At 64.6% G+C, this 19967-nt stretch carries 17 protein-coding genes and 2 pseudogenes; 12 read left to right on the top strand and 7 right to left on the bottom strand.

The window, feature by feature from the left end; all coding sequences use genetic code 11:
• Window positions 1-45: 45 nt before the first annotated feature.
• Window positions 46-477 carry an RbsD/FucU domain-containing protein gene (locus IOC69_RS02150; RefSeq protein ID WP_290541871.1) on the bottom strand — a complete coding sequence of 144 codons (432 nt, stop codon included), beginning with the start codon at window positions 475-477 and terminating at the stop codon, window positions 46-48.
• A complete protein-coding gene (locus IOC69_RS02155) occupies window positions 477-1706 on the bottom strand; it encodes an ROK family transcriptional regulator (protein WP_290541872.1) in 1230 nt (409 codons plus the stop codon). The genes IOC69_RS02150 and IOC69_RS02155 overlap by 1 nt, the downstream gene beginning before the upstream one ends.
• A 328-nt stretch (window positions 1707-2034) precedes the next feature.
• Between IOC69_RS02155 and IOC69_RS02160 the strand changes: the two genes are divergently transcribed.
• From IOC69_RS02160 to IOC69_RS02170, 3 genes are all read left to right on the top strand, one after another.
• Entirely contained in the window at window positions 2035-3072 is a 1038-nt protein-coding gene (locus IOC69_RS02160) for a sugar ABC transporter substrate-binding protein (protein WP_290541873.1), read from the top strand.
• Between the two features lie 134 nt (window positions 3073-3206).
• Window positions 3207-4265, top strand: coding sequence for an ABC transporter permease (locus IOC69_RS02165; protein ID WP_290541874.1), 1059 nt, complete (start codon window positions 3207-3209; stop codon window positions 4263-4265).
• A complete protein-coding gene (locus tag IOC69_RS02170) occupies window positions 4265-5047 on the top strand; it encodes an ATP-binding cassette domain-containing protein (RefSeq protein ID WP_290541875.1) in 783 nt (260 codons plus the stop codon). The genes IOC69_RS02165 and IOC69_RS02170 overlap by 1 nt, the downstream gene beginning before the upstream one ends.
• Window positions 5048-5067: 20 nt before the next feature.
• Here the strand turns inward: IOC69_RS02170 and IOC69_RS02175 are convergent, their stop codons facing one another.
• The 3 genes from IOC69_RS02175 to IOC69_RS02185 are packed head-to-tail and all read right to left on the bottom strand — an operon-like array spanning window position 5068 to window position 7756.
• Window positions 5068-6006: a 3-hydroxyacyl-CoA dehydrogenase gene (locus tag IOC69_RS02175; RefSeq protein ID WP_290541876.1), complete on the bottom strand. Its 939-nt coding sequence runs from the start codon at window positions 6004-6006 to the stop codon at window positions 5068-5070.
• On the bottom strand, window positions 6003-7028 hold the full coding sequence (locus IOC69_RS02180; RefSeq protein WP_290541877.1) for an aldo/keto reductase: 1026 nt from the start codon (window positions 7026-7028) through the stop codon (window positions 6003-6005). The genes IOC69_RS02175 and IOC69_RS02180 overlap by 4 nt, the downstream gene beginning before the upstream one ends.
• Window positions 7025-7756 (bottom strand): GntR family transcriptional regulator, encoded by a 732-nt coding sequence (locus IOC69_RS02185; RefSeq protein WP_290541878.1) that lies wholly within the window; start codon window positions 7754-7756, stop codon window positions 7025-7027. The genes IOC69_RS02180 and IOC69_RS02185 overlap by 4 nt, the downstream gene beginning before the upstream one ends.
• 61 nt (window positions 7757-7817) lie before the next feature.
• Here IOC69_RS02185 and IOC69_RS02190 point away from each other — a divergent pair, with 61 nt between their 5' ends.
• Both IOC69_RS02190 and IOC69_RS02195 read left to right on the top strand, forming a co-directional pair.
• Window positions 7818-9353, top strand: a complete 1536-nt coding sequence (locus IOC69_RS02190) for a UxaA family hydrolase (protein WP_290541879.1) — start codon at window positions 7818-7820, stop codon at window positions 9351-9353.
• 182 nt (window positions 9354-9535) lie between these two features.
• Entirely contained in the window at window positions 9536-11665 is a 2130-nt protein-coding gene (locus IOC69_RS02195) for a transglycosylase domain-containing protein (protein ID WP_290541880.1), read from the top strand.
• Between the two features lie 385 nt (window positions 11666-12050).
• Here IOC69_RS02195 and IOC69_RS02200 read toward each other — a convergent pair.
• A pseudogene (locus tag IOC69_RS02200) lies at window positions 12051-12275 on the bottom strand (IS5/IS1182 family transposase); the annotation flags it as partial.
• Between the two features lie 241 nt (window positions 12276-12516).
• Here IOC69_RS02200 and IOC69_RS02205 point away from each other — a divergent pair.
• The 4 genes and pseudogenes from IOC69_RS02205 to IOC69_RS02220 form a co-directional block, all read left to right on the top strand.
• A complete protein-coding gene (locus IOC69_RS02205; RefSeq protein WP_290541881.1) occupies window positions 12517-12870 on the top strand; it encodes a hypothetical protein in 354 nt (117 codons plus the stop codon).
• A 34-nt stretch (window positions 12871-12904) separates the two neighbouring features.
• Window positions 12905-13375, top strand: a complete 471-nt coding sequence (locus tag IOC69_RS02210) for a DUF2271 domain-containing protein (RefSeq protein ID WP_290541953.1) — start codon at window positions 12905-12907, stop codon at window positions 13373-13375.
• Between the two features lie 12 nt (window positions 13376-13387).
• Window positions 13388-15595 carry a PepSY domain-containing protein gene (locus tag IOC69_RS02215; protein WP_290541882.1) on the top strand — a complete coding sequence of 736 codons (2208 nt, stop codon included), beginning with the start codon at window positions 13388-13390 and terminating at the stop codon, window positions 15593-15595.
• Window positions 15576-16469, top strand: a pseudogene (locus IOC69_RS02220) (FAD:protein FMN transferase); the annotation flags it as partial. The gene IOC69_RS02215 and the pseudogene IOC69_RS02220, both read left to right, overlap by 20 nt.
• Before the next feature lie 41 nt (window positions 16470-16510).
• Here IOC69_RS02220 and IOC69_RS02225 read toward each other — a convergent pair.
• Entirely contained in the window at window positions 16511-17419 is a 909-nt protein-coding gene (locus tag IOC69_RS02225; RefSeq protein WP_290541883.1) for a LysR family transcriptional regulator, read from the bottom strand.
• A 178-nt stretch (window positions 17420-17597) separates the two neighbouring features.
• On the opposite strand from IOC69_RS02225, the gene pxpA reads away from it, so the two are divergent.
• From pxpA to IOC69_RS02240, 3 genes are read left to right on the top strand one after another with little or no spacing between them, the layout of a single operon-like run.
• The gene (gene pxpA, locus IOC69_RS02230; RefSeq protein ID WP_290541884.1) at window positions 17598-18326 is read left to right on the top strand and encodes a 5-oxoprolinase subunit PxpA; all 729 of its coding nucleotides are present in this window, start codon (window positions 17598-17600) and stop codon (window positions 18324-18326) included.
• Window positions 18327-18350: 24 nt separating this feature from the next.
• Window positions 18351-18581: an acetyl-CoA carboxylase gene (locus IOC69_RS02235; RefSeq protein WP_290541885.1), complete on the top strand. Its 231-nt coding sequence runs from the start codon at window positions 18351-18353 to the stop codon at window positions 18579-18581.
• A 2-nt stretch (window positions 18582-18583) separates the two neighbouring features.
• Entirely contained in the window at window positions 18584-19951 is a 1368-nt protein-coding gene (locus IOC69_RS02240) for an acetyl-CoA carboxylase biotin carboxylase subunit (RefSeq protein WP_290541886.1), read from the top strand.
• Window positions 19952-19967: the final 16 nt, after the last annotated feature.

The raw sequence follows: 19967 nt of genomic DNA on the forward strand, positions 1-19967 counted from the left end.
TGATTCACGGGGGACCGCTCTTTGCGGTCTATGCCTTTTGCCTTTTCAAGTCGGATAGATGACGCCTTTCTTGACGACGATATTGCCATAGAGCCGCGGTTCACTTGACGCGACGACGGCAAAGCATGCCTTGACCTTGTTGTAAAATTCATCGCCGACCAGTGGCACGATCTTCTGTTTCGGCTCGTGTTTCAGCAGCACGGCACTGAAATCCTCGAACACCGGTTCCATGCGCATGGGCTCCAGGTGGGCCGCCGGCCGCCATACGGCTTCCGGCGTCATGTCGTCGACCGGCATCACCGAGAGTATGGCATCCAGAATGCGCGGCGCGCCATGGCCATCGAGGCGCACCACCCGCTTGCCATGCTCCTCGGCGGGGTAGTTGCCGTCAACAATGGCGATCTCGTCGCCATGGCCCATGGCGCGCAGAACGCGCAGGAGATCGGGGCTCAGCAGCGGATCGATTCCCTTGAGCATCAGGCCTTCTCCTTGAACAGCACATTGCGGTTGATGATGAAATTGTCGAACAGCGGCAGGCTTGCAGCTCCCAGCGCGCGGGCATCCGCGCCGACCGTGCCTTGGAGCACCGGGAATTCGGCTAGTCCCTTATGGTCGACGCGGGTCAGAGCCTTCTGCACCTCGTCCACGAAGCGGGTCCGCACGCGGAGCGGCACTGCGCCGTCGATGACGATGGCTGAACAGTCGAGCACCGCCATCACGCCGACCGCGGCGGCGGCCACGTCAAGCGCTGCGCGGGTGAGCCAACGGTCAAGCGCGGGGCCCGCCCCCTTCCAATCCCCAAGGTCGCGCCACAGGAGTTCCGGGTCACCGCCATCGCGATGGATGTCACGCTCAAGGGCGGCAAGCGAGGTCGAGTGCACCAGCTGCGCCGATTGGCCCCGTTCGGACGTTATCGGGAATGACGCGAGCGCCCCGGCATTGCCATGCCGACCAAGATAGAGGCTGCCATTCAGCACCACGCCGCCGCCGATGAAATAACCCAGGTAGAAATAGGCGAAATCCTGCAAGTCACGGCCTCTGCCGAAGAGCAGCTCCGCCGCGCAGGCGGCAGAGGCATCGTTGCAGAAGTGGATGGGCCAGGAGAACAGCTTGGCGATCTCCGCCTGCAGGTCCAAGCCCTTCCATGCCATCAGCACGTCGGACGGCGCACCGACATCCTCCGCCCAGTTCCACAGCTCAAAAGGGGCGGCAATGCCCATGCCGCTGATGCGCCCGCGCTGCTCCCGGTCGAGTCCGGACACGAGTTCTTCAACCCCTGATTTCACGAAGCCCATCAGTTCGGCCGGCGATGGGAAGGTATAGGGGCGATGGATGGTGTGGCGAACACGGCCGGCCAGGTCGAGCAGCATGAGGTCGCCAGACCGCCGCCCCACCTTCAGGCCGATGGAAAAGGCGCCGTTTGAATCCAGTTCGAAGGGCACCAGCGGCTGGCCCACCTTGCCGCGCTGCGGCGTGCGGCGCCGCAGCAACCCGTCCGCCTCCAGCTGCCGCACGATCACCGACACCGTCTGGGCCGAAAGCCCTGTCAGCCGCGCCATTTCCGCCTTGGGCAGCTGGCCGTGCAGCCGGACGAGGGAGAGGATCAACCGCTCGTTGTAGAGCCTCGCACCGCGCTGTGTCGTACCCCGCGTCAGCGGCGTTCCCTCCAGGCTATGCCTTCCCGGGGTGCCCCAATCTGCTGCCACGGTAGATTTTTCCGCTCCGTCCGTCGATCTGGGCTAGCACATGCTCCGTTCAAGCGGAATCGCTTCAACGAAAAAACATGAGCGAAGTCAATAGCTTGAGCATGATATCTTCGCAGAATCGGTTCCACTTTTGCGGATCATGCGCGAGTAAGATTTCCAGCAATGGAACCTGGAGTCAATGGATAAGTCACGCAGCTTTATTTATTGACTCATACCCCGTCTTGCACTCTTATACCTTGAGGATCGGTTAGGGAGACCATTCCCAGTGCCGGACCTGACCTAAGAACCCAGTCGTCAGTTCAGAGGCCCCGATCAGGGGCACGCATAAATGGGAGGATCCAACGTGAAGTCGTCATTGAAAGTCATTCTCTTGGGCGCCGCTGCCACGGCGCTGTTCAGCGCCGGGGAGGCTCACGCCGGAGTCGGTGCCTGCCTTATCACGAAGACCGAGACCAATCCGTTTTTCGTCAAGATGCGTGAGGGCGCCACGGCCAAGGCCGCGGAGCTGGGCATCAATCTCAAGACCTATGCCGGCAAGGACGATGGCGACAATGAAGGCCAGGTCGCGGCGATCGAAACCTGCATGGCCGATGGGGCGAAGGGCATCCTGATCACTCCGTCCGACACCAGGGCCATCGTGCCATCGATCAAGAAGGCGCGTGACGCCGGTATCTTGGTGATCGCTCTTGACACGCCGCTTGAGCCGATTGACGCCGCTGACCAGACCATGGCGACAGACAACTTCCAGGCTGGTTTCCTCATCGGCGCCTATGCCAAGGCCAAGCTCGGCGATGCCGCGAAGGATGCCAAGGTTGGCTTCCTCAATATCAATCCCAAGCAGGTCACGGTTGACGTGCTGCGCAACCAGGGCTTCATGAAGGGCTTCGGCATCGACGTGAAGGACCCGAACGTCATCGGCGATGAAACCGACCCGCGCATCGTCGGCAACGATTACACGAACGGCAATCCGGAAGGCGGCCGCAAGGCCATGGAAAACCTTCTCCAGATCAACCCCGACATCAACGTGATTCACACGATCAACGAACCTGCAGCCGCCGGTGCCTATGAGGCCCTGAAGGCCGTGGGCAAGGAAAATCAGGTGCTGATCATGTCGGTTGACGGCGGCTGCCCTGGCGTCAAGGATGTCGCGGCCGGCATTATCGGCGGCACGTCGCAGCAATACCCGCTGCTCATGGCCTCAATGGGCGTCGAGGCCATCAAGAAATTCGCCGACACTGGCGAAAAGCCGAAGGCCACTGAAGGCAAGAACTTCTTCGATACCGGCGTTCAGCTGATCACCGACAAGCCGGTTGACGGCGTGCCCTCCATCGACACCAAAAAGGGTCTGGAACTCTGCTGGGGCTGATACCCCACAGCTTGTCTGATAAGCTCTGATAGAACTCAGGAGGGCGGCCCTCGCGGCCGCCCTCGTTGCAGCGACAACAGGAAACGGTTCAGGCGGAAACCACCGGCAAGCCGCGGCGGGAAGGGGTTAAGCCCATGACGCAATCGCAGGAATTCGAAAAGACACTGGAACAAAGCGACAGCGCTGTCGTGCATTTCCGCGACGGCGATTCGGCCATCCGGCGCTTCCAGCAGTTTCTGCATGCCAGTCCGGCGGCCGTACCGCTGATTGTGCTGATGCTCTCAGTGGCGATTTTCGGCGTTCTGGTGGGCGGCAAGTTTTTCAACGCCTACTCCCTCACCCTGATCATCCAACAGATCACCATTGTCGGAATTGTGGGCGCGGCGCAGGCGCTGATTATCCTGACAGCTGGAATCGATCTGTCGGTCGGCGCCGTGATGGTGCTATCGGCCGTTGTGATGGGGCAGTTTACATTCCGCTATGGAATTCCGGTGCCAATCTCCATCCTTTGCGGCCTTGCCTGCGGAACTCTATGCGGGTTCATAAATGGCTGGCTGGTGGCAGTGATGAGGCTGCCGCCCTTCATCGTCACCCTTGGCACTTGGCAGGTGTTCAATTCGATCAAATACATCTATTCCCGTAACGAGACGATTCGTGGCCAGGATATCGAAGCCCAAGCACCGCTGTTGCAGCTGTTTGGCGCGCAGATCAATATCGGTGGCGCTGTGTTCACGCTCGGTGTCGCCTTCATGTTCGGCCTGGTGCTGCTTCTCTGGTATGTGCTGAATTATACCGCCTGGGGCCGGAGGCTCTATGCGGTAGGAGATGACCCCGATGCTGCCGAGCTCTCCGGGGTACCGGTGAAGCGGATGTTGATCACAGTTTACACCCTGGCGGGTCTGATTTGCGGTATGGCGGGCTGGGTGCTGATTGGGCGAATCGGATCGGTATCGCCCACGTCGGGCGAATTCGCGAATATCGAGTCGATCACAGCTGTGGTGATCGGCGGCATGTCATTGTTTGGCGGCCGCGGTTCCATCCTCGGCATGATTTTCGGCGCGCTGATTGTCGGCGTGTTCTCGCTGGGACTGCGTCTTTATGGCGCCGATGCGCAATGGACCTGGCTGCTGATCGGCGTTCTCATCATTGGCGCCGTCGCCGTCGATCAATGGATCAGAAAGGTAGCTGGCTGATGTCACAGGCTCCCATTCTCACGGCGCGGGGCCTCGTCAAGCGCTACGGACGCGTCACCGCGCTCGATAAAGCCGACTTCGATCTCTATCCGAACGAGATTCTGGGGGTGATCGGCGACAATGGCGCCGGTAAATCCACGCTCATCAAGGCGATCTGCGGCGCGGTCATTCCTGACGAGGGCGAAATCAGGCTTGAAGGCAGGGTATTGCACTTCAAGTTGCCAATGGATGCCCGTCTCGCCGGCGTCGAGACGGTCTATCAGAATCTCGCGCTGTCGCCCGCCCTGTCGATTTCCGACAATATGTTTCTCGGCCGCGAGATTCGCATGCAAGGCTGGCTGGGCAGCGTCTTCCGCATGCTTGACCGCCGGACAATGGAGAAGAGGTCCCGCGAGAAGCTCTCGGAACTGGGGCTGATGACAATTCAGAATATCGGTCAGGCTGTCGAAACGCTCTCCGGCGGGCAGCGCCAGGGCGTTGCCGTGGCGCGCGCTGCGGCTTTTGGTACCAAAGTGCTTATCATGGACGAGCCCACAGCCGCACTGGGCGTAAAGGAATCGCGCCGCGTTCTGGAATTGATCCTCGACGTGAAGCGCCGTGGCCTTCCCATCGTTCTCATTTCGCATAACATGCCGCACGTCTTCGAAGTGGCGGACCGAATCCACATTCACCGCCTGGGCAAGCGGCTCTGCGTCATCAACCCCAAGGACTTCACCATGTCGGATGCGGTCGCCTTCATGACCGGCGCCAAGACTCCTCCACCCGAGCTGATGGCGGCCTGACTTGACAGCGCACCGCCGCCTCAGCGCGGTGTTCTCTTTTCCTGCGCACGCTTGTGAGCGGCAAGCGCCATCATACGCCGGTCCCGCCAGGCCGTGGCGTCTCCCAGCTTCTCACTTGGCACAGTGGCGCGACGCTCCGCGTCAAGTTTCGTGCCCATGTCGTCAGGCCACGGCCTGGCGGCGGACTGGCTGTTGCCGACGCGGCGAATGGTGGAACCATAACGATCAAGATAGTCGGCAACGCCATTCGGCGCATTGAGATCGATTGTCTCAATGGGCCCCATGAAACTCCAGCGCAGGGCGAGGCCATCCGTGAACGTCTTGTCCAGGTCCCCGGCCGTCACATAGCCTTCGGCGATCAGCCGGAAAGCTTCATTGAGCACTGCCAGCTGAAGGCGGTTCAGAATGAAACCCTCAATCTCCCGTTTCACCACAATGGGTGACATGCCGCAGCTGGCCATGAACTCCCCGGTGCGCGCAATCACATCCGGCGAAGTGAAATCCGCTCCGCACAGCTCAACAATCGGCGCGAGGTGGGGCGGGTTCATGGGATGCGAGACGAGGCAGCGCCGCCGTGTCGCAAGCGCCCCGAAAATGATTGACGGCATGATGGCCGAAGTCGAACTGGAGATGATGGCATCAGCGGGGGCAATGCGTTCCACCTCGGCGAACAGCATCTGTTTCGGCTCCGCACGCTCGACGATGTTCTCCTGAACGAATGCCGCGCCGGTCAAGGCCTCAGCGAGGCTCTCCGCACCCGTGATGTGCTGGCGGACAGGCTCGGCATCCCCGATCAGGCCCTGCTCCGCCAGTTGCGGAAGGGTGCGCGCGATGTGAGAAAGAGCCCTCCCCACTTGCTCCGGTTCCTGGTCCCACAGCACCACCTCATGTCCACCCCGGGCGAAGACCATCGCCCAGGATCGCCCGATCAGGCCCGACCCGAGGAGCGCAACTTTCACCGCGGCACCGGCGCGTCGTCATGGAGCAGGCCCTGGGCCTTGAGGTCCTTCCAAAGCGCCCTGGGAATCTTTGCGTCGAGAGCCGCCACGTTCAGCGCCACTTCCGTCGGGCTGACCCCGCCGGGTATCACGCTGACCACGTTCTTGTGATGCATGGGAAAGCGCAGGGCAGCTTGCGCCAGCTTCACCTTGTGTCGCTTGCAGATGGCTTCGATTCTCGCTGCGCGATCGAGAATGGCCTTGGGAGCCCGATCATAATTGTACCACGCCCCCGGCTTCGGCCCCGTGGCGAGGATTCCCGAATTGTAGGGCCCTCCGAGCACGATTCCGATGCCGCGCTCCTCGCACAGCGGCAGGAATGAGTTGAGCGCGTCCTGCTCAAGCAGCGTGTAGCGCCCGGCCAGCAGGAAGATGTCGACATCGGAATTCCGCGCGAGAATCTCGCAGACCTCCCACTCGTTCACGCCGGCGCCGAAGGCCTTGATCACCTTCTCGCCGCGCAGCTTCTCCAAGGCCTTGATGCCGCTGTTGAGGATCGTTTTCACATGCGCGTCACGCGCCGCGACGGTCTTGTGGTTGAAGACGTCCACATCGTGGATGAAGATCACGTCGATCGAGTCCACGCCGAGACGTTCCAGCGAAAATTCGATCGACCGCATGAAGCCGTCGTAGCTGTAGTCGTAGATCTCGCGCCGTGCCGGCGTATCGAAGAACTTGCCGATGCCGGTGCGCTGCTTGGAATCGCAGACTTCGAGAAGCCGCCCCACCTTGGTTGAGAGCACATAGTCCTTTCGCTTCTTGCCGAACAGAAAGCGGTTGAGCCGCGTTTCCGCTAGGCCGAGGCCATAAAGCGGCGCCGTATCGTAGTAGCGGATGCCCGCTTTCCATGCGGCGTCCAGCGTCTTCTGGGCGGCTTCCGGGTCCACGGCCTTGTAGAGATTGCCGATGGGTGCTGTCCCAAAGCCAAGTTCGGTGAAGGAGATGGTCTCCCCCGAAGGCGCCTTGAAAATGCGCTTCCTCATGCGTCGATTCCTCCCGTACTGTTGAGATCGGCGAAAAGCCCGGGCCTTTCGCGCGCGAATGATTCGAGTTCCGCCATCACCGCATCGAGGTGCCGATACATGGCTTTGCAGGCTGCGTCGCCGTCATGAGCTTCCAGTGCGGCAAAAATCGCCTGATGCTCGGCCAGTGTCAGTTCGAGGCGGCGGCGTGTGTTGAGAAGTTGCCGCACGCGGTCGAAGCCCAGCCGCGCCGTCTCGGTGGCGTTCCGCACACGCTCGAATCCGAGATGATCCTGCAGCAGAGCATGGAAAGCGAGATCGAAACCGTGAAAGCCTTTCAGGTCCTTCGCTACGACGGCTGCCGTCTGGTAGCGAAGGTTGCTGGCCAGCTGTTCGATCAGGGCAGCCGAAGCATGCGGCGCCAGCCGCCGCACCGTCTCCACCTCCAGCGCCCGGCGCAGGAACATGTTCTCCCGCGTATCGGAGATCTTGATGAGCGCAACACGCGAACCGTTTTGCGGAATAATCTCGACGAGACCTTCGGCGGCGAGACGGTTCATCGCCTCTCCGACGGGAAAGCGCGATACGCCCATGCGCAAGGCGATGGCCTGCTTGTCGAGGAACTCACCCGGTTTCAGATCCAGCTGAACAATGGCCTCGCGCAGCGCGGCATGGACCCGGGCGGTTGCGCCCTTCGCCGCCGTGCGGCCCGGGCTCAAGAAATCATAGGTGACGGCGGCCTCTGGCATGCTAACATGTTAGCGATATTCCAACGGCGGGCAAGCCCCGCACATTGAAGCGAGCCTCACGATGATTGCACCCGTGCCGAAAACGCCCCGCATGCTCCGCCTCTCCCCCGCCGATAACGTTCTCGTCGCCATCGACACCATCGACAAGGGTGCGGATGCGCCGGAAGGCATCACCGCGCTGGACCGCATCGGCAAGGGCCATAAAATGGCATCCGCGGCAATCAAAACGGGCGAGGCCGTGCGGAAATTCGGGCAGATTATCGGCTTTGCCAAGCAGGACATTGCCAAGGGCGCCTGGGTGCATGAGCACAACACCGGCATGCAGGATTTCGACCGCGACTACGCCTTTGCGGAAGATGCGGCGCCGGAGGACATCCTGCCCCTGGCGCGGCAGGCGACGTTCCAGGGCATCCGCCGCGCCAACGGTAAGGCCGGAACGCGCAACTATATCGGCGTGCTCACCTCGGTGAACTGCTCCGCAACCGTGGCGGGGTTCATTGCAGAGGAGGTGAAGCGCTCCGGAATTCTCAATGATTACAAAAATATAGATGGCATCGTGGCGCTGAAAATGGACAATGGGTGCGTCGTCGATTACCGCGGCGTGATCTTCGACATCCTGAAGCGCACGGCCTGGGGCTATGCCACCAACCCCAATATGGGCGGGGTGCTGATGGTTGGGCTGGGCTGCGAGGGGTTCCAGATTCCGCGTTTCAAGGAGGCCTATGGTGTTGTAGAGAATGAACTTTTCCGTACCATGACGATCCAGGAAAAGGGCGGGACGCGAAACACGGTGGCAGCGGGCGTTGCGGCGGTCCGCGAAATGTTGCCCTACGTCAACAACGTCACGCGCGAAACGTGCCATGCCTCGGAGCTGATCGTGGCGCTTCAGTGTGGCGGATCAGATGGTTACTCGGGAATCACGGCCAACCCGGCGCTCGGGGCGGCAGTCGACATACTGGTGCGGCATGGGGGGACCGGCATCCTGTCGGAAACGCCGGAAATCTATGGCGCGGAGCACCTTCTCACCCGGCGGGCGGCGAACCGCGAGACCGGCGAAAAACTGGTCGAAATCATCAAATGGTGGGAGGACTACACCAGGCGTAACAATATGGAAATGAACAATAATCCGTCTCCGGGCAACAAGCTGGGCGGGCTCACCACCATCCTCGAGAAGTCGCTGGGCGCGGCGGCCAAGGGCGGCTCGACGACGCTGCGGCATGTTTATCGCTATGCCGAGCCGGTGACGGGGCGCGGATTCGTTTTCATGGACACGCCGGGCTATGACCCGGTGGCGGCGACGGGGCAGGTGGCGGGCGGCGCAAACCTTCTTTGCTTCACCACGGGGCGTGGCTCGGCGTATGGCTGCAAGCCGGTTCCATCGATAAAACTGGCAACGAATACAGATATTTACAACCGCATGATCGACGACATGGACATCAACTGCGGCGACATTCTCGACGGTGTGCCGATCGCGGATAAGGGCCAGCAGATCTTCGAACTGATGCTGAAGGTGGCGTCCGGCCAGAAGACCAAGTCGGAAGAGCTCGGCTATGGCGACAATGAGTATGTTCCCTGGCATGTCGGCGCGATGATGTAGTTGCATTTGGTGTTGCCGCCGGATGCTTTTCGGTTGCTGTCCGATGCATTTTGGCAGCTGTCCCAGTCATCATTGCACCATGATTGGCAACCATTGATTTTCCCAGGCGGGAGACCCCGGGTTCACCTTGCGTAAGGTGAACCCCGGCTCGTCTTGCCCGCGTCCGGTGGTCCGGGGGAGAGATGGGTCGGTCGGGCAGGAAAGGCGAACGGGGGCAGCGCGAGGAGCCGCGGCTGTTCTCCGCCACGGGCGGCGGCAAGGGCCGCGGCAGCAAGGCTCCCGCCAGGGCCTCGCCCAAGCCGGCCGCCGCGCCCCGCGCGCCGCGCCGCCGCCGTTCCTTCCTGTGGCCCGTCATCCGCTTCGGCGTCACGCTGGCCTTCATTGCCGGCATGGGGTTTGCCGGGCTCTTCAGCTATATCTGGATGACGCTTGACAGGCAGGGCCTGCTGCAGATCCCGGAGCGCGAGCCGGGCATCATGATCCTGGCCAATGACGGCTCGGTGCTGGCCGAGCAGGGTTCCTTCAACGGCGACGAGGCGCGGATCGCGGACCTGCCCGACTATGTGCCCAATGCCTTCATCGCCATCGAGGACCGGCGCTTCCGCAGCCACTATGGCATCGACCCCATCGGCGTGCTGCGCGCCATCTACGTCAACCACCGCTCCGGCCGGCTGACGCAGGGCGGCTCGACCCTGACCCAGCAGCTTGCTAAGAATTTGTTCCTTTCGCCCGACCGCACCCTCGGGCGCAAGCTGCAGGAGGCGGTGCTCGCCGTGTGGCTGGAGAAGCATTATTCGAAGGACGACATCCTGCAGCTTTATCTGAACCGCGTCTATTTCGGCTCGGGCGCAATGGGCATCGAGAAGGCCGCGCAGGTCTATTACAGAAAATCCGCCGCGGAGCTGACGCTGGCCGAAGCGGCAACGCTGGCCGGCGTCGTCAAGGCGCCAAGCGCGGCGAACCCGATCTCCGATCCGCGGGCCGCCGCGGACCGCGCCAGGCTGGTGCTGCAGAGCATGGCGGACGGAGGCTTCATCACCGCTGAGGAGGCAGCCGCGGCGATCGCCAATCCGGCCGCGGCCAGGACCGACAGCTACATGCCGGCCAGGAACTTCGTGATCGACTGGATCGGCGAGCAGCTGCCGGAATTCGTCAAGGACTATCAGCAGTCCCTCGTGGTCGAAACCACCATCGACCCGGCGCTGCAGACCAGCGCCGAACTTGCTGTCGCGAAGGAGCTGAGCGCACAGGGCGCGAAGCTCAAGGTGTCACAGGGCGCCATGGTGGTGCTGGACGGCTCGGGCGCGGTGCTCGCCATGGTGGGCGGCAAGTCCTACCGGAAGAGCCAGTTCAACCGCGCCACCAGGGCGAAGCGCCAGCCCGGCTCGGCCTTCAAACCCTTCGTTTATCTGGCCGCTCTCGAACACGGCTTCACGCCGGACTCGGTGGAGGTTGACGAGCCGGTCAAAGTCGGCAACTGGACGCCGGAGAACTACCGCAAGAAGTATCTGGGTCCGGTGGCGCTGGAGACCGCACTCGCGCTGTCGCTCAACACCGTTTCGGTGAAGCTCGTGTTGCGGCTGGGTCCGCAGGCCGTCATCGCCGGGGCGCGCCGCCTCGGCATCGTTTCGCCGCTGAAGGACGACGCCTCGATCGCGCTCGGCACCTCCGAGGTGACGCCGCTTGAGCTGACCGCGGCCTTCGTGCCCTTCTCCAACGGCGGCTATCCGGTGGCGCCCCATACGGTGACGCGCATCAGGACGCGCGACGGCCGCGTCGTCTATGAGCGCAATGGCTCCGGCTTTCCAAGGGCGATTGACGACAATGACCTCCATGGCATGAACCGCATGATGCGCCTCGTCGTGACCGGCGGCACCGGCACGCGCGCCGCCTTCCCCGGCTTCGACATCGCCGGCAAGACCGGCACCAGCCAGGATTACCGCGATGCCTGGTTCATCGGTTACACCAGCGACCTCATCGCCGGCGTGTGGGTTGGCAATGACGACAATTCGCCCACCGACAAGGTGACGGGCGGCCTGATCCCCGCCACGATCTGGCGCGAGGTGATGGAGCCCGCGCACCGCGGCCTGACGCCGCGGCCCCTGCCGGGCGCGCCGCGGGTGGCGATGACAGCACCCGCCCAGGTGACCGGCCAGCAATATGACCAGGGCGCGGCGGAAGAGCCCGCGCCGCCCCCCGAGACCAACGCCCGAAGCTTCTTCGAGCGGCTGTTCGGCGGCAGCCGCCAGGACACTCAGAATACGAAGCACACCAGCGCACGCGAGCGTGCGCTGCGCGACAAGCCTGACTAAGCTTATGGCATGATCCGGATCCAAGGCTTGAGCATGATCTTCTCGCAAAACCGGTTCAACTTTTGCGGATCACGCTCCGGAGCGGCGGGCGCCTGGGTGAAATAGGTATGATTTCCCCCCACTTCCGGTGAGGGAAAGTCCGCCGGGAACGCAGCGGCTGGCACGTTCCCTCATCTACCGTTGCTGATCGCAACGGGGTCTTCTCCCGCTGAAACGGGAGAAGGCGGCGCGCATTGCGAGGGGCTGAGCGTCCCCGCCCGGCCCGTCAAGCGGCCTGCAAAATCGCGATCTGTCCAGCGGATCTCATTTCGCATTTTCGACCGCAATTGTCATAAGAGAAGCATGATCCGCAAAAGCGGTTCCACTTTTGCGGATCATGCTTCAGGCGAACCGTGAAGAACGCCAGCAGCAGCGATGCCTTCAACAGCTGCGCAGGCGGGATCGAGGGACGGCCCCTGTGCGAATAGAGCTTCGAGAACTCCCCTGACAATCCCGCCAAAACCTCCTCCACCAGCAAGCGGATCGCGCGAAGCGGATGATCCGCCGGAATCCGGTCCTCTATATCGACATACGAGAACAGCTGCCTTGTCCCTTCCGTCACACCGCGCATTGCAAATCACTGCCGTCCTGCAAGACAGACTGACTCTCATCACAAAACTAAAACCGACACGTCTTTCAGCAGCCTGTTAATGCCTTTTGTCCCCAAGGGGAATTGCCGCGTCCCCCGACTCCCACCGGCTCCCGCCATCTCCCTCTTCCTGACGGCAAGCTGAAGCGGAAAATCTGCCTCCGTCAGGAAGCCCTCAGTTGCCGGCGGCAGTTTGCGTGGCGCCAACACAGGAGACCCTGACATGAACAAGAAAACCCTGACCCTGCTTTTCGCATCCGCCGCCCTGACCGCCGCCGCGGGTCTGCCGGCCTTGAGCGCTCTCCATGACGCGGCGTCCGGCGATACCGCCGCACCTCTTTCAGCCTTTGCCGGATCGGATGACCAGCAGCGCCCGACGATGCTGGCCGAGGACGATCACGAGGACGAGGGCGGCGGCGTCAGCCGCGCCGGATCGGACGATGAGGAAGGCGAATGCGGGGATGACGATGGCAATTGCGGCCCCGCGGCCGCAGCGCCCGCCCCCGCCGGCAGCGTTCCGCCGCCGCAGAACGGCCTGTTTGACAACAGCACCGCACCCAAGGTGCAGGTCAAGTAACGCTGACGCCGAGCCTGGGAGAATCCCGAATATGATGAAGTCCCTTCTTGCCGCCCTGGCGCTGACCACGGCGCTGTCCCTGCCCACGGCGGCCATGGCCAGGCCGGTGACGCTGAGCGCAAAGCTTAAGGATTACGGCGGCAACAATGCCTATCTGGCGCTCTATGTGACCGACAAGAACAACAATTATGCCGGCACCCTGTGGCTTGCCGGTTCGCGCACGCGCTACTTCGAGCACCTCGCAGGCTGGTACAATGCCACGGGCGGCGACACCTCGCAGATCAACGGCATCACCGGCGCCTCGGTCGGCTCGGGCCGCACGCTGGAGGTGACGCTGGACCTCAAGGATGCGCTGTTCGACCAGGGCTACACGCTGCACATCGATGCCGCGGCGGAGAACATGCGCGACAGCCCCAATGACGTGGTGGCGCCGCTCACCGCCGCTGGCGCAGGCACGCCCGTGAAGGGCCGCCGCTACATCTCCTCCTTCCACTATTCGATGTAGGGCCGCGTGGCGATGATCCGCTTGCTTCACCGCTGGCCGGGGCTTCTCGCCCTGCTGCCCGTCCTCATGCTGGCGCTGAGCGGTGCTGCACTGTCGGTGTTCCCGGCGGCCGGCCGCCTCACCGCGCCGCCGGCGGCATCGTCGTTGAGCGTGGCGGATCTCGCCGGGCGCATCGCGGCGCATTATCCCGGCGTCGAGCAGATCAAGCGCGCGCCGTCGGGCCGCATCACCGCCTACTGGTTCAATGGCGACGTGGCCGAGGCGGCGACGATCGACCCATCGACGGGCGAGGCGGTGGCATCCGCCGACCCGAACCAGGCACAGCGCTGGCTCACCAACTTCCACCGCTCGCTGTTCCTCGGAGATGGCGGGCGCATCGTGATGGCGGCGGGGGCGCTGGCCATGCTGGCGCTCTCCGTCTCCGGCCTGCTGCTGGTGGCACGCCGTGCGGGCGGCTGGCGGCGCTGGTTCGCGCCTTTGAAGGGCCCGCTCGCCGGGCGGCTCCATGTCGAGATCGCGCGCATCGCGGTGGCTGGCCTGATGCTGTCCTCCGTTACCGCACTCTACATGACGGCCTCGACCTTCGGCCTGCTTCCGGACCAGCCGGCGGCCCTCGTGATGCCGGCGGATGTGAGCGGCAAGCCGCCCATGTCGGTGGCCACCATCGGCGCGCTGAAGGCAACGCCGGCCGCCGGCCTGCGCGAACTGTCCTTCCCCGCAGCCGACGATCCGGCGGACGTGTTCACGCTGCGGACCGGCACGGGCGCGGGCTATATCGACCAGGGCACGGGCGCCATGCTGGTGTGGCGCGGCCTCACCGGCTGGGAGCGTGTGTCCGAAACCGTCTACATGCTGCATACGGGCCAGGGCGCTCCGGTGCTCGGGCTGATCCTCGGGCTGATGGCGCTGGGCGTTCCGCTGATCGGCGCCACCGGCACGCTGATCTGGCTCGCAGGCCGCGGCAGCCGCCCGCACCTTGAGGGCAATGCGCCGCTCGCCAGGGCCAGCACCGTCATCTTCGTGGGCAGCGAAGGCGGCAGCACCTGGGGCTTCGCGGCAAGCCTGCACAAGGCGCTGCGCGGGGCGGGCCTCGAGGTGCATGCCGCACCGCTCGCAAGCTTCGATGCCGGCACGCTCACGCATGCCCATCGCGTGCTCATCCTCGCCGCGACCTATGGCAATGGCGACGAGCCGGCCTCCGCCAAGGGCTTCCTGGCAAAGCTCGCCGCGGTGCAGGCGCCGCCTGCCGCGCCGCTCGCCGTGCTGGGCTTCGGCGACTCGAGCTTCCCCGCTTTCTGCGGCTATGCGCGGCGCGTCGCGGAGCTTGCCGCGGCGAAGGGGTGGACAGAGCTTCTCGATATGGCCATGGTGGACCGCCAGTCGCCGCAGGATTTGGCGCGCTGGGGCAGCGGCCTTTCAACCAGGCTGGGCCTGCCGCTGAACATCGAACACCAGCCGGTGCTGCCGGCGGCCACTGCGCTGACGCTTGTGTCGCGCCGCGACTATGGCGCAGATGTGCAGGCTCCGAGCGCCATTCTGCGCTTTGCGGTGCCGAAGTCCCCGCTGTGGCGGCGCCTTACCGGCAAGGGCTTCGCGCGCTTCGAGGCGGGCGACCTCATGGGCGTGATCCCGCGGGGCTCGGTCGTGCCGCGCTTCTATTCGCTGGCCTCCGCCTCCGGGGATGGCTTCATCGAGATCGTGGTGCGCCGCCAGCCGGGCGGATTATGCTCCGGCCAGCTCACCATCATGGAGCCGGGCGACACGGTGTCGGCCTTCCTCAGGCCCAATCCGGCCTTCCGCCTGGGCGGGGGGAAGGAGCCCGTCATTCTGGTCGGCGCCGGTTCGGGCATCGGACCGCTTGCCGGATTCATCCGCGCCAATGCCCGGCACCGCGCCATGCACCTGTTCTTCGGCATGCGCCATGCGGCGAGCGACTTCCTCTATGGCGAGGAGATGGCGGAGTGGCATGCGCAGGGCCGTCTCACCAGCCTCATCACCGCCGCCTCGCGCGGCAGGAGGCCGCATTATGTGCAGGATGCGCTGCGCGCCGAGGCGCAGGAGGTCGTCCGGTTGATCCGCGGCGGCGCGCGCATCATGGTGTGCGGCGGGCGCGAGATGGCCGCGGGCGTGAGCGAGGCGCTGGCGCATATGCTGGCGCCCGCGGGACTCACCCCGGCCATGCTGCGGGCCGAAGGACGCTATGCCGAAGATGTCTACTGAACTCACACGCCACGCGCTGAATGGCGCCACCATGGGCACGCGCTGGTCGGCGCTGTTCTTCACCGGCGGGGGGTTCGACGCGGCGCCGCTGCAGGCCGCACTGCAGGCGGCGGTGGACGAGGTTGACCGGCAGATGTCAAGCTGGAAGCCCGACAGCGACCTGATGCGCATCAACCGTGCGCCGGTTGGCGAATGGATTGACGCTCCGCACCGGCTTCTCGACGTGCTGCGCCTGGGCCTTGCCATCGGGCGGGCCTCGGGCGGGGCCTTCGACGTGGGGATGGGCGATGCGGTGGCGGCCTGGGGCTTCGGCCCCGAGCAAGCCTCCGGCGAGCGCATCCGCCGCGCGCTGTCCGCCAGGCGGCGGCCAGGCTGGGAGACGATCGAAATCGGCGAGGGCCGGCTGAGGAAGACAGAGCCGGTCACGCTTGACCTCAATGGCATCGCCAAGGGCTATGGCGTCGACCGCCTGGCCGCAACATTGCGGGAATTCGGCATCACCGCCTTTCTCGCCGGGATCGACGGCGAGATGCGCGCGGCGGGCCTGCGCCCTGATGGAGCGGCCTGGAGCATCGCGGTGGAACAGCCTGACCCCCTTCGCCGCGCGGCGCATTCGGTGCTGGCGCTGGAGGATGGCGCGGTGGCGACCTCGGGCGATTACCGCCACTTCGTCGATGCCTTCGGCCGCAGGCTCTCGCATACGATGGACCCGCAGCGTGGCGCGCCGCTCGCCGCGGGCCCCGCCTCGGTGACGGTCGTCGCGCGCAGCTGCGCGGAGGCCGATGGCTGGGCGACCGCGCTGATGGTGCTGGGCGCGGCCAGGGGCGCCGCACTCGCCGCTGGGCTTGGCCTCAACGCGCTGTTCCTGACGCGCGCGGCGGATGGCCGGATCGAGGCCACCGCGGTCTGGCCGCCTCAGCTGCCGGCGCCGCCGAAGGACAGGCTCATGAACTCCTGGAAGGTGCGCGCCGCGGGGCTCTGCTCGCGCGATGGGTTCCAGGCCAGCCCGACGTCCATGGTCGGGATCTCCGCCACGATGTTGCGCAGTTCGATGCGCTGGCCCTCGAGTGACCAGGGGCGGTAGACCATGTCGGAGAGAATGGTCACCCCCATGCCGTCCGCCACCATGGAGCGCACGGCCTCGACCGAGGAGGTGGTGAATATGACGCCGGGCCGCAGCCCCGTGGGCTTCCAGTAGCGCCCGGCGGTCTGGTGGGCCTCGTCCACAGTGAGCATCACATAGGGTTCCGCCGCCACGTCCTCCAGCGTGATCGCCTCCGCCGTCAGCAGGCGGTGTTCCACCGGCAGCCATAGCCGGCGGCGGGAGCGGATCAGCGTCTCATAGGCCAGCCGCTTCCTGTCCTGCAGGTTGGAGACCAGCATGACCGCCAGGTCCAACGAGCCATCCCTCAACCCGCCCTCGATGGCGTTGCGGGGCAGTTCATGGAGTTCCGCCCGGATGCGCGGGTAACCGCGTGCAAAGCGCGTGTAATGGCGGGGCAGGAAGTAACCCGCCACCGTGTAGGACACGCCGATCCGCACCGTGCCGCTGATCGCCGTGTCCTCGGTGAGCGGCGCATGCTGCGCCGCGTTCACCGCCGCCATGATGTTGCGGGCATGCTGCAGGAAGCGCGCCCCCTCGGCGGTGAGCGACACGCCGCCGGGCAGCCGCTTGAACAGGGCCACCCCGGTGTCCTCCTCCAGCTGCTTGATCGCCGCCGTCACCGCCGATTGCGAGACGTTGAGTTCGATCGCCGCCTGGCTGACCTGCCCGGCATCCGCCGTGGCGATGAAATAGCGCACCTGCTTGAGGGACAAGGTCATATCTGGTTTTCCGATGGCGGGATGCAATTTTTCTGATTTTACAATATTTCCTTTGTCCCGCAATCTCCCGGGGAGGGATGGCGCTTAAAGCGTTTTCAGGTCAAGCTGACACCGGTTGACCGTCGAAAATGCGACCAGACAAAAAGATAGCGCGGGACGCACAGGGCAGGAGGTTCAGGTGACAGTCATCAACTGTGACATGGGCGAGGCTTTCGGCCTCTACAAGATGGGCGACGACGCGGGGCTCATGCCCCTGATCGATGTGGCCAATGTGGCCTGCGGCTTCCACGCCTCCGACTTCAACCACATGCGAACCACCGTGCAGCTCGCCAGGAAGCATGGCGTGAAGGTGGGGGCGCACCCCTCGCTGCCCGACCTCCAGGGCTTCGGCCGCCGCGAGATGAAGATGGGGCGTGACGAGCTCGCCAACTGCATCATCTATCAGGTCGGCGCGCTGAAGGGCTTCCTCGAGGCCGAGGGCATGGCGCTGAACCACATCAAGCCGCATGGCTCGCTCTATGGCATGGCGGCGCGGATGGAGGAGGTGGCCCAGGCGGTGGCCGATGCGGCGGATGTCTTCAAGGCGCCGCTGATGGGCATGATCAACACCTTCCACGAGAAGGTCTACACGGCGCGCGGCCACAAATTCATCGCCGAGTTTTACGCCGACCTCGACTATCGCGATGACGGTTCGCTGATCATCACCCGCGAGCATGAGGCGAAGGACCCCGCCCATGCCGCCGCGCTGTGTCTTCGCGCCATCCGCGAGGGCAAGGTCAGGGGCGTGGGCGGGGGCGATGTGGCGGTGCGCGCCGATGCCATCTGCGTCCATTCCGATACGCCCAATGCGGTGGCCATCGCGCAAGCGGTGCGCCAGGCCGTGAAGCCCCGCATCGACGCCGCCTGACATTTCCAGAAACGAGGACAGACAATGGCCCAGCTTCTCTCGCCGCTCCCCGGAACCTTCTACAGGAGGCCCGCGCCCGACAAGCCCGCCTACAAGAATGACGGCGACAAGGTCGCCAAGGGCGATGTCATCGGGCTGATCGAGGTGATGAAGTCCTTCACCGAGGTGAAGGCCGATGCCGCGGGAAAGATCACCTTCATCGCCGGGAACGAAGAGCCGGTGATGGCCGGCCAGCCGCTGGCGGAAATCGGCTGAGCATGATCATCCGCAAGCTCCTCATCGCCAATCGCGGCGAAATCGCGGTGCGCATCATCCGCGCGGCGCGGGAGCTCGGTATCAGCACCGTGCAGGCGCACTCGGCGGTCGATGCCGGGATGCTGGCGGTGAAGATGGCGGACGAGGCGGTCAACATCGGCCCGCCGCATGCGGCGAAATCCTATCTCAACATCGGGAACATTCTGAAGGCGGCGGCGGAGACGGGCGCCGATGCCGTGCACCCGGGCTATGGCTTCCTCGCCGAGAATGCGGCCTTCGCCGACGCGGTGGAGGCGGCAGGCCTCATCTTCATAGGCCCCAGGGGCGATTCGATCCGCGTGATGGGCGACAAGGTGGCGGCGCGCGTGGCGGCGGAAGCGGCGGGCGTTCCCGTGGTGCCCGGTTCCAACGGCCGCATCGACGATCCCGAACATGCCAGGCATATTGCCATGGCCGTTGGGTTCCCCGTGATGATCAAGGCGGCGGCGGGCGGCGGCGGACGCGGCATCCGCATCGCCCATGACATGGCGGAGTTCGAGGCGCTGATGCCGCAGGCCTCCACCGAGGCCAAGGCGGCCTTCGGCGACGGAGGTCTCTATATCGAGAAGGTGATCGAGCGGGCGCGCCACATCGAGGTGCAGGTGCTGGGGGACGGCCGGCGCGCCATTCACTGCTTCGAGCGCGAATGCTCGCTGCAGCGCCGCCGCCAGAAAGTGTGGGAGGAGGCGCCCTCCGCCGTGCTGCCGCAAGCGGTGCGCGAAAAGCTCTGCGCCTCTGCCGTGGCCCTGGCCGAAGCGGTGAGCTACCGCGGCGCCGGCACGCTCGAATATCTCTATGACGACGAGACGCATCGCTTCTACTTCATCGAGATGAACACCCGCATCCAGGTGGAGCATCCGGTGACGGAGATGATCACCGGCATCGACCTCGTGCGCGAGATGATCCGCATCGCCGGCGGCGGGCCCCTGTCGGTCCGGCAGGAGGACGTGCGGATGCGCGGCCACGCCATCGAGGTGCGCATCAACGCCGAGGACCCGGCCAGGAATTTCCAGCCCGCCCCCGGAACCGTGACGGCGCTCCGCATTCCCGGCGGCCCGGGCACGCGCTTCGACACCATGCTCTACCAGGGCTGCGAGGTGCCGCCCTTCTATGACTCGCTTCTTGGCAAGCTCATCGTCTGGGACGAGACGCGCCAGGGCGCGATTGCCCGCATGGCGCGGGCGCTCGACGAACTTGAGGTCGAAGGCCTGCCGACCACAAAGCCGCTGCACCGGCTGCTGGCGCGGGATGACAGTGTGGCCGGGGCCCAGTTCCACACGCGCTGGCTCGAGCCATGGCTCGAGGCAAACGCCCACAGACTGAACTCATGAGGAGGATGGCGCAGCA

Origin of the sequence: Aestuariivirga sp. (genome assembly GCF_020252405.1) — a bacterium.
GTDB lineage: Bacteria > Pseudomonadota > Alphaproteobacteria > Rhizobiales > Aestuariivirgaceae > Aestuariivirga.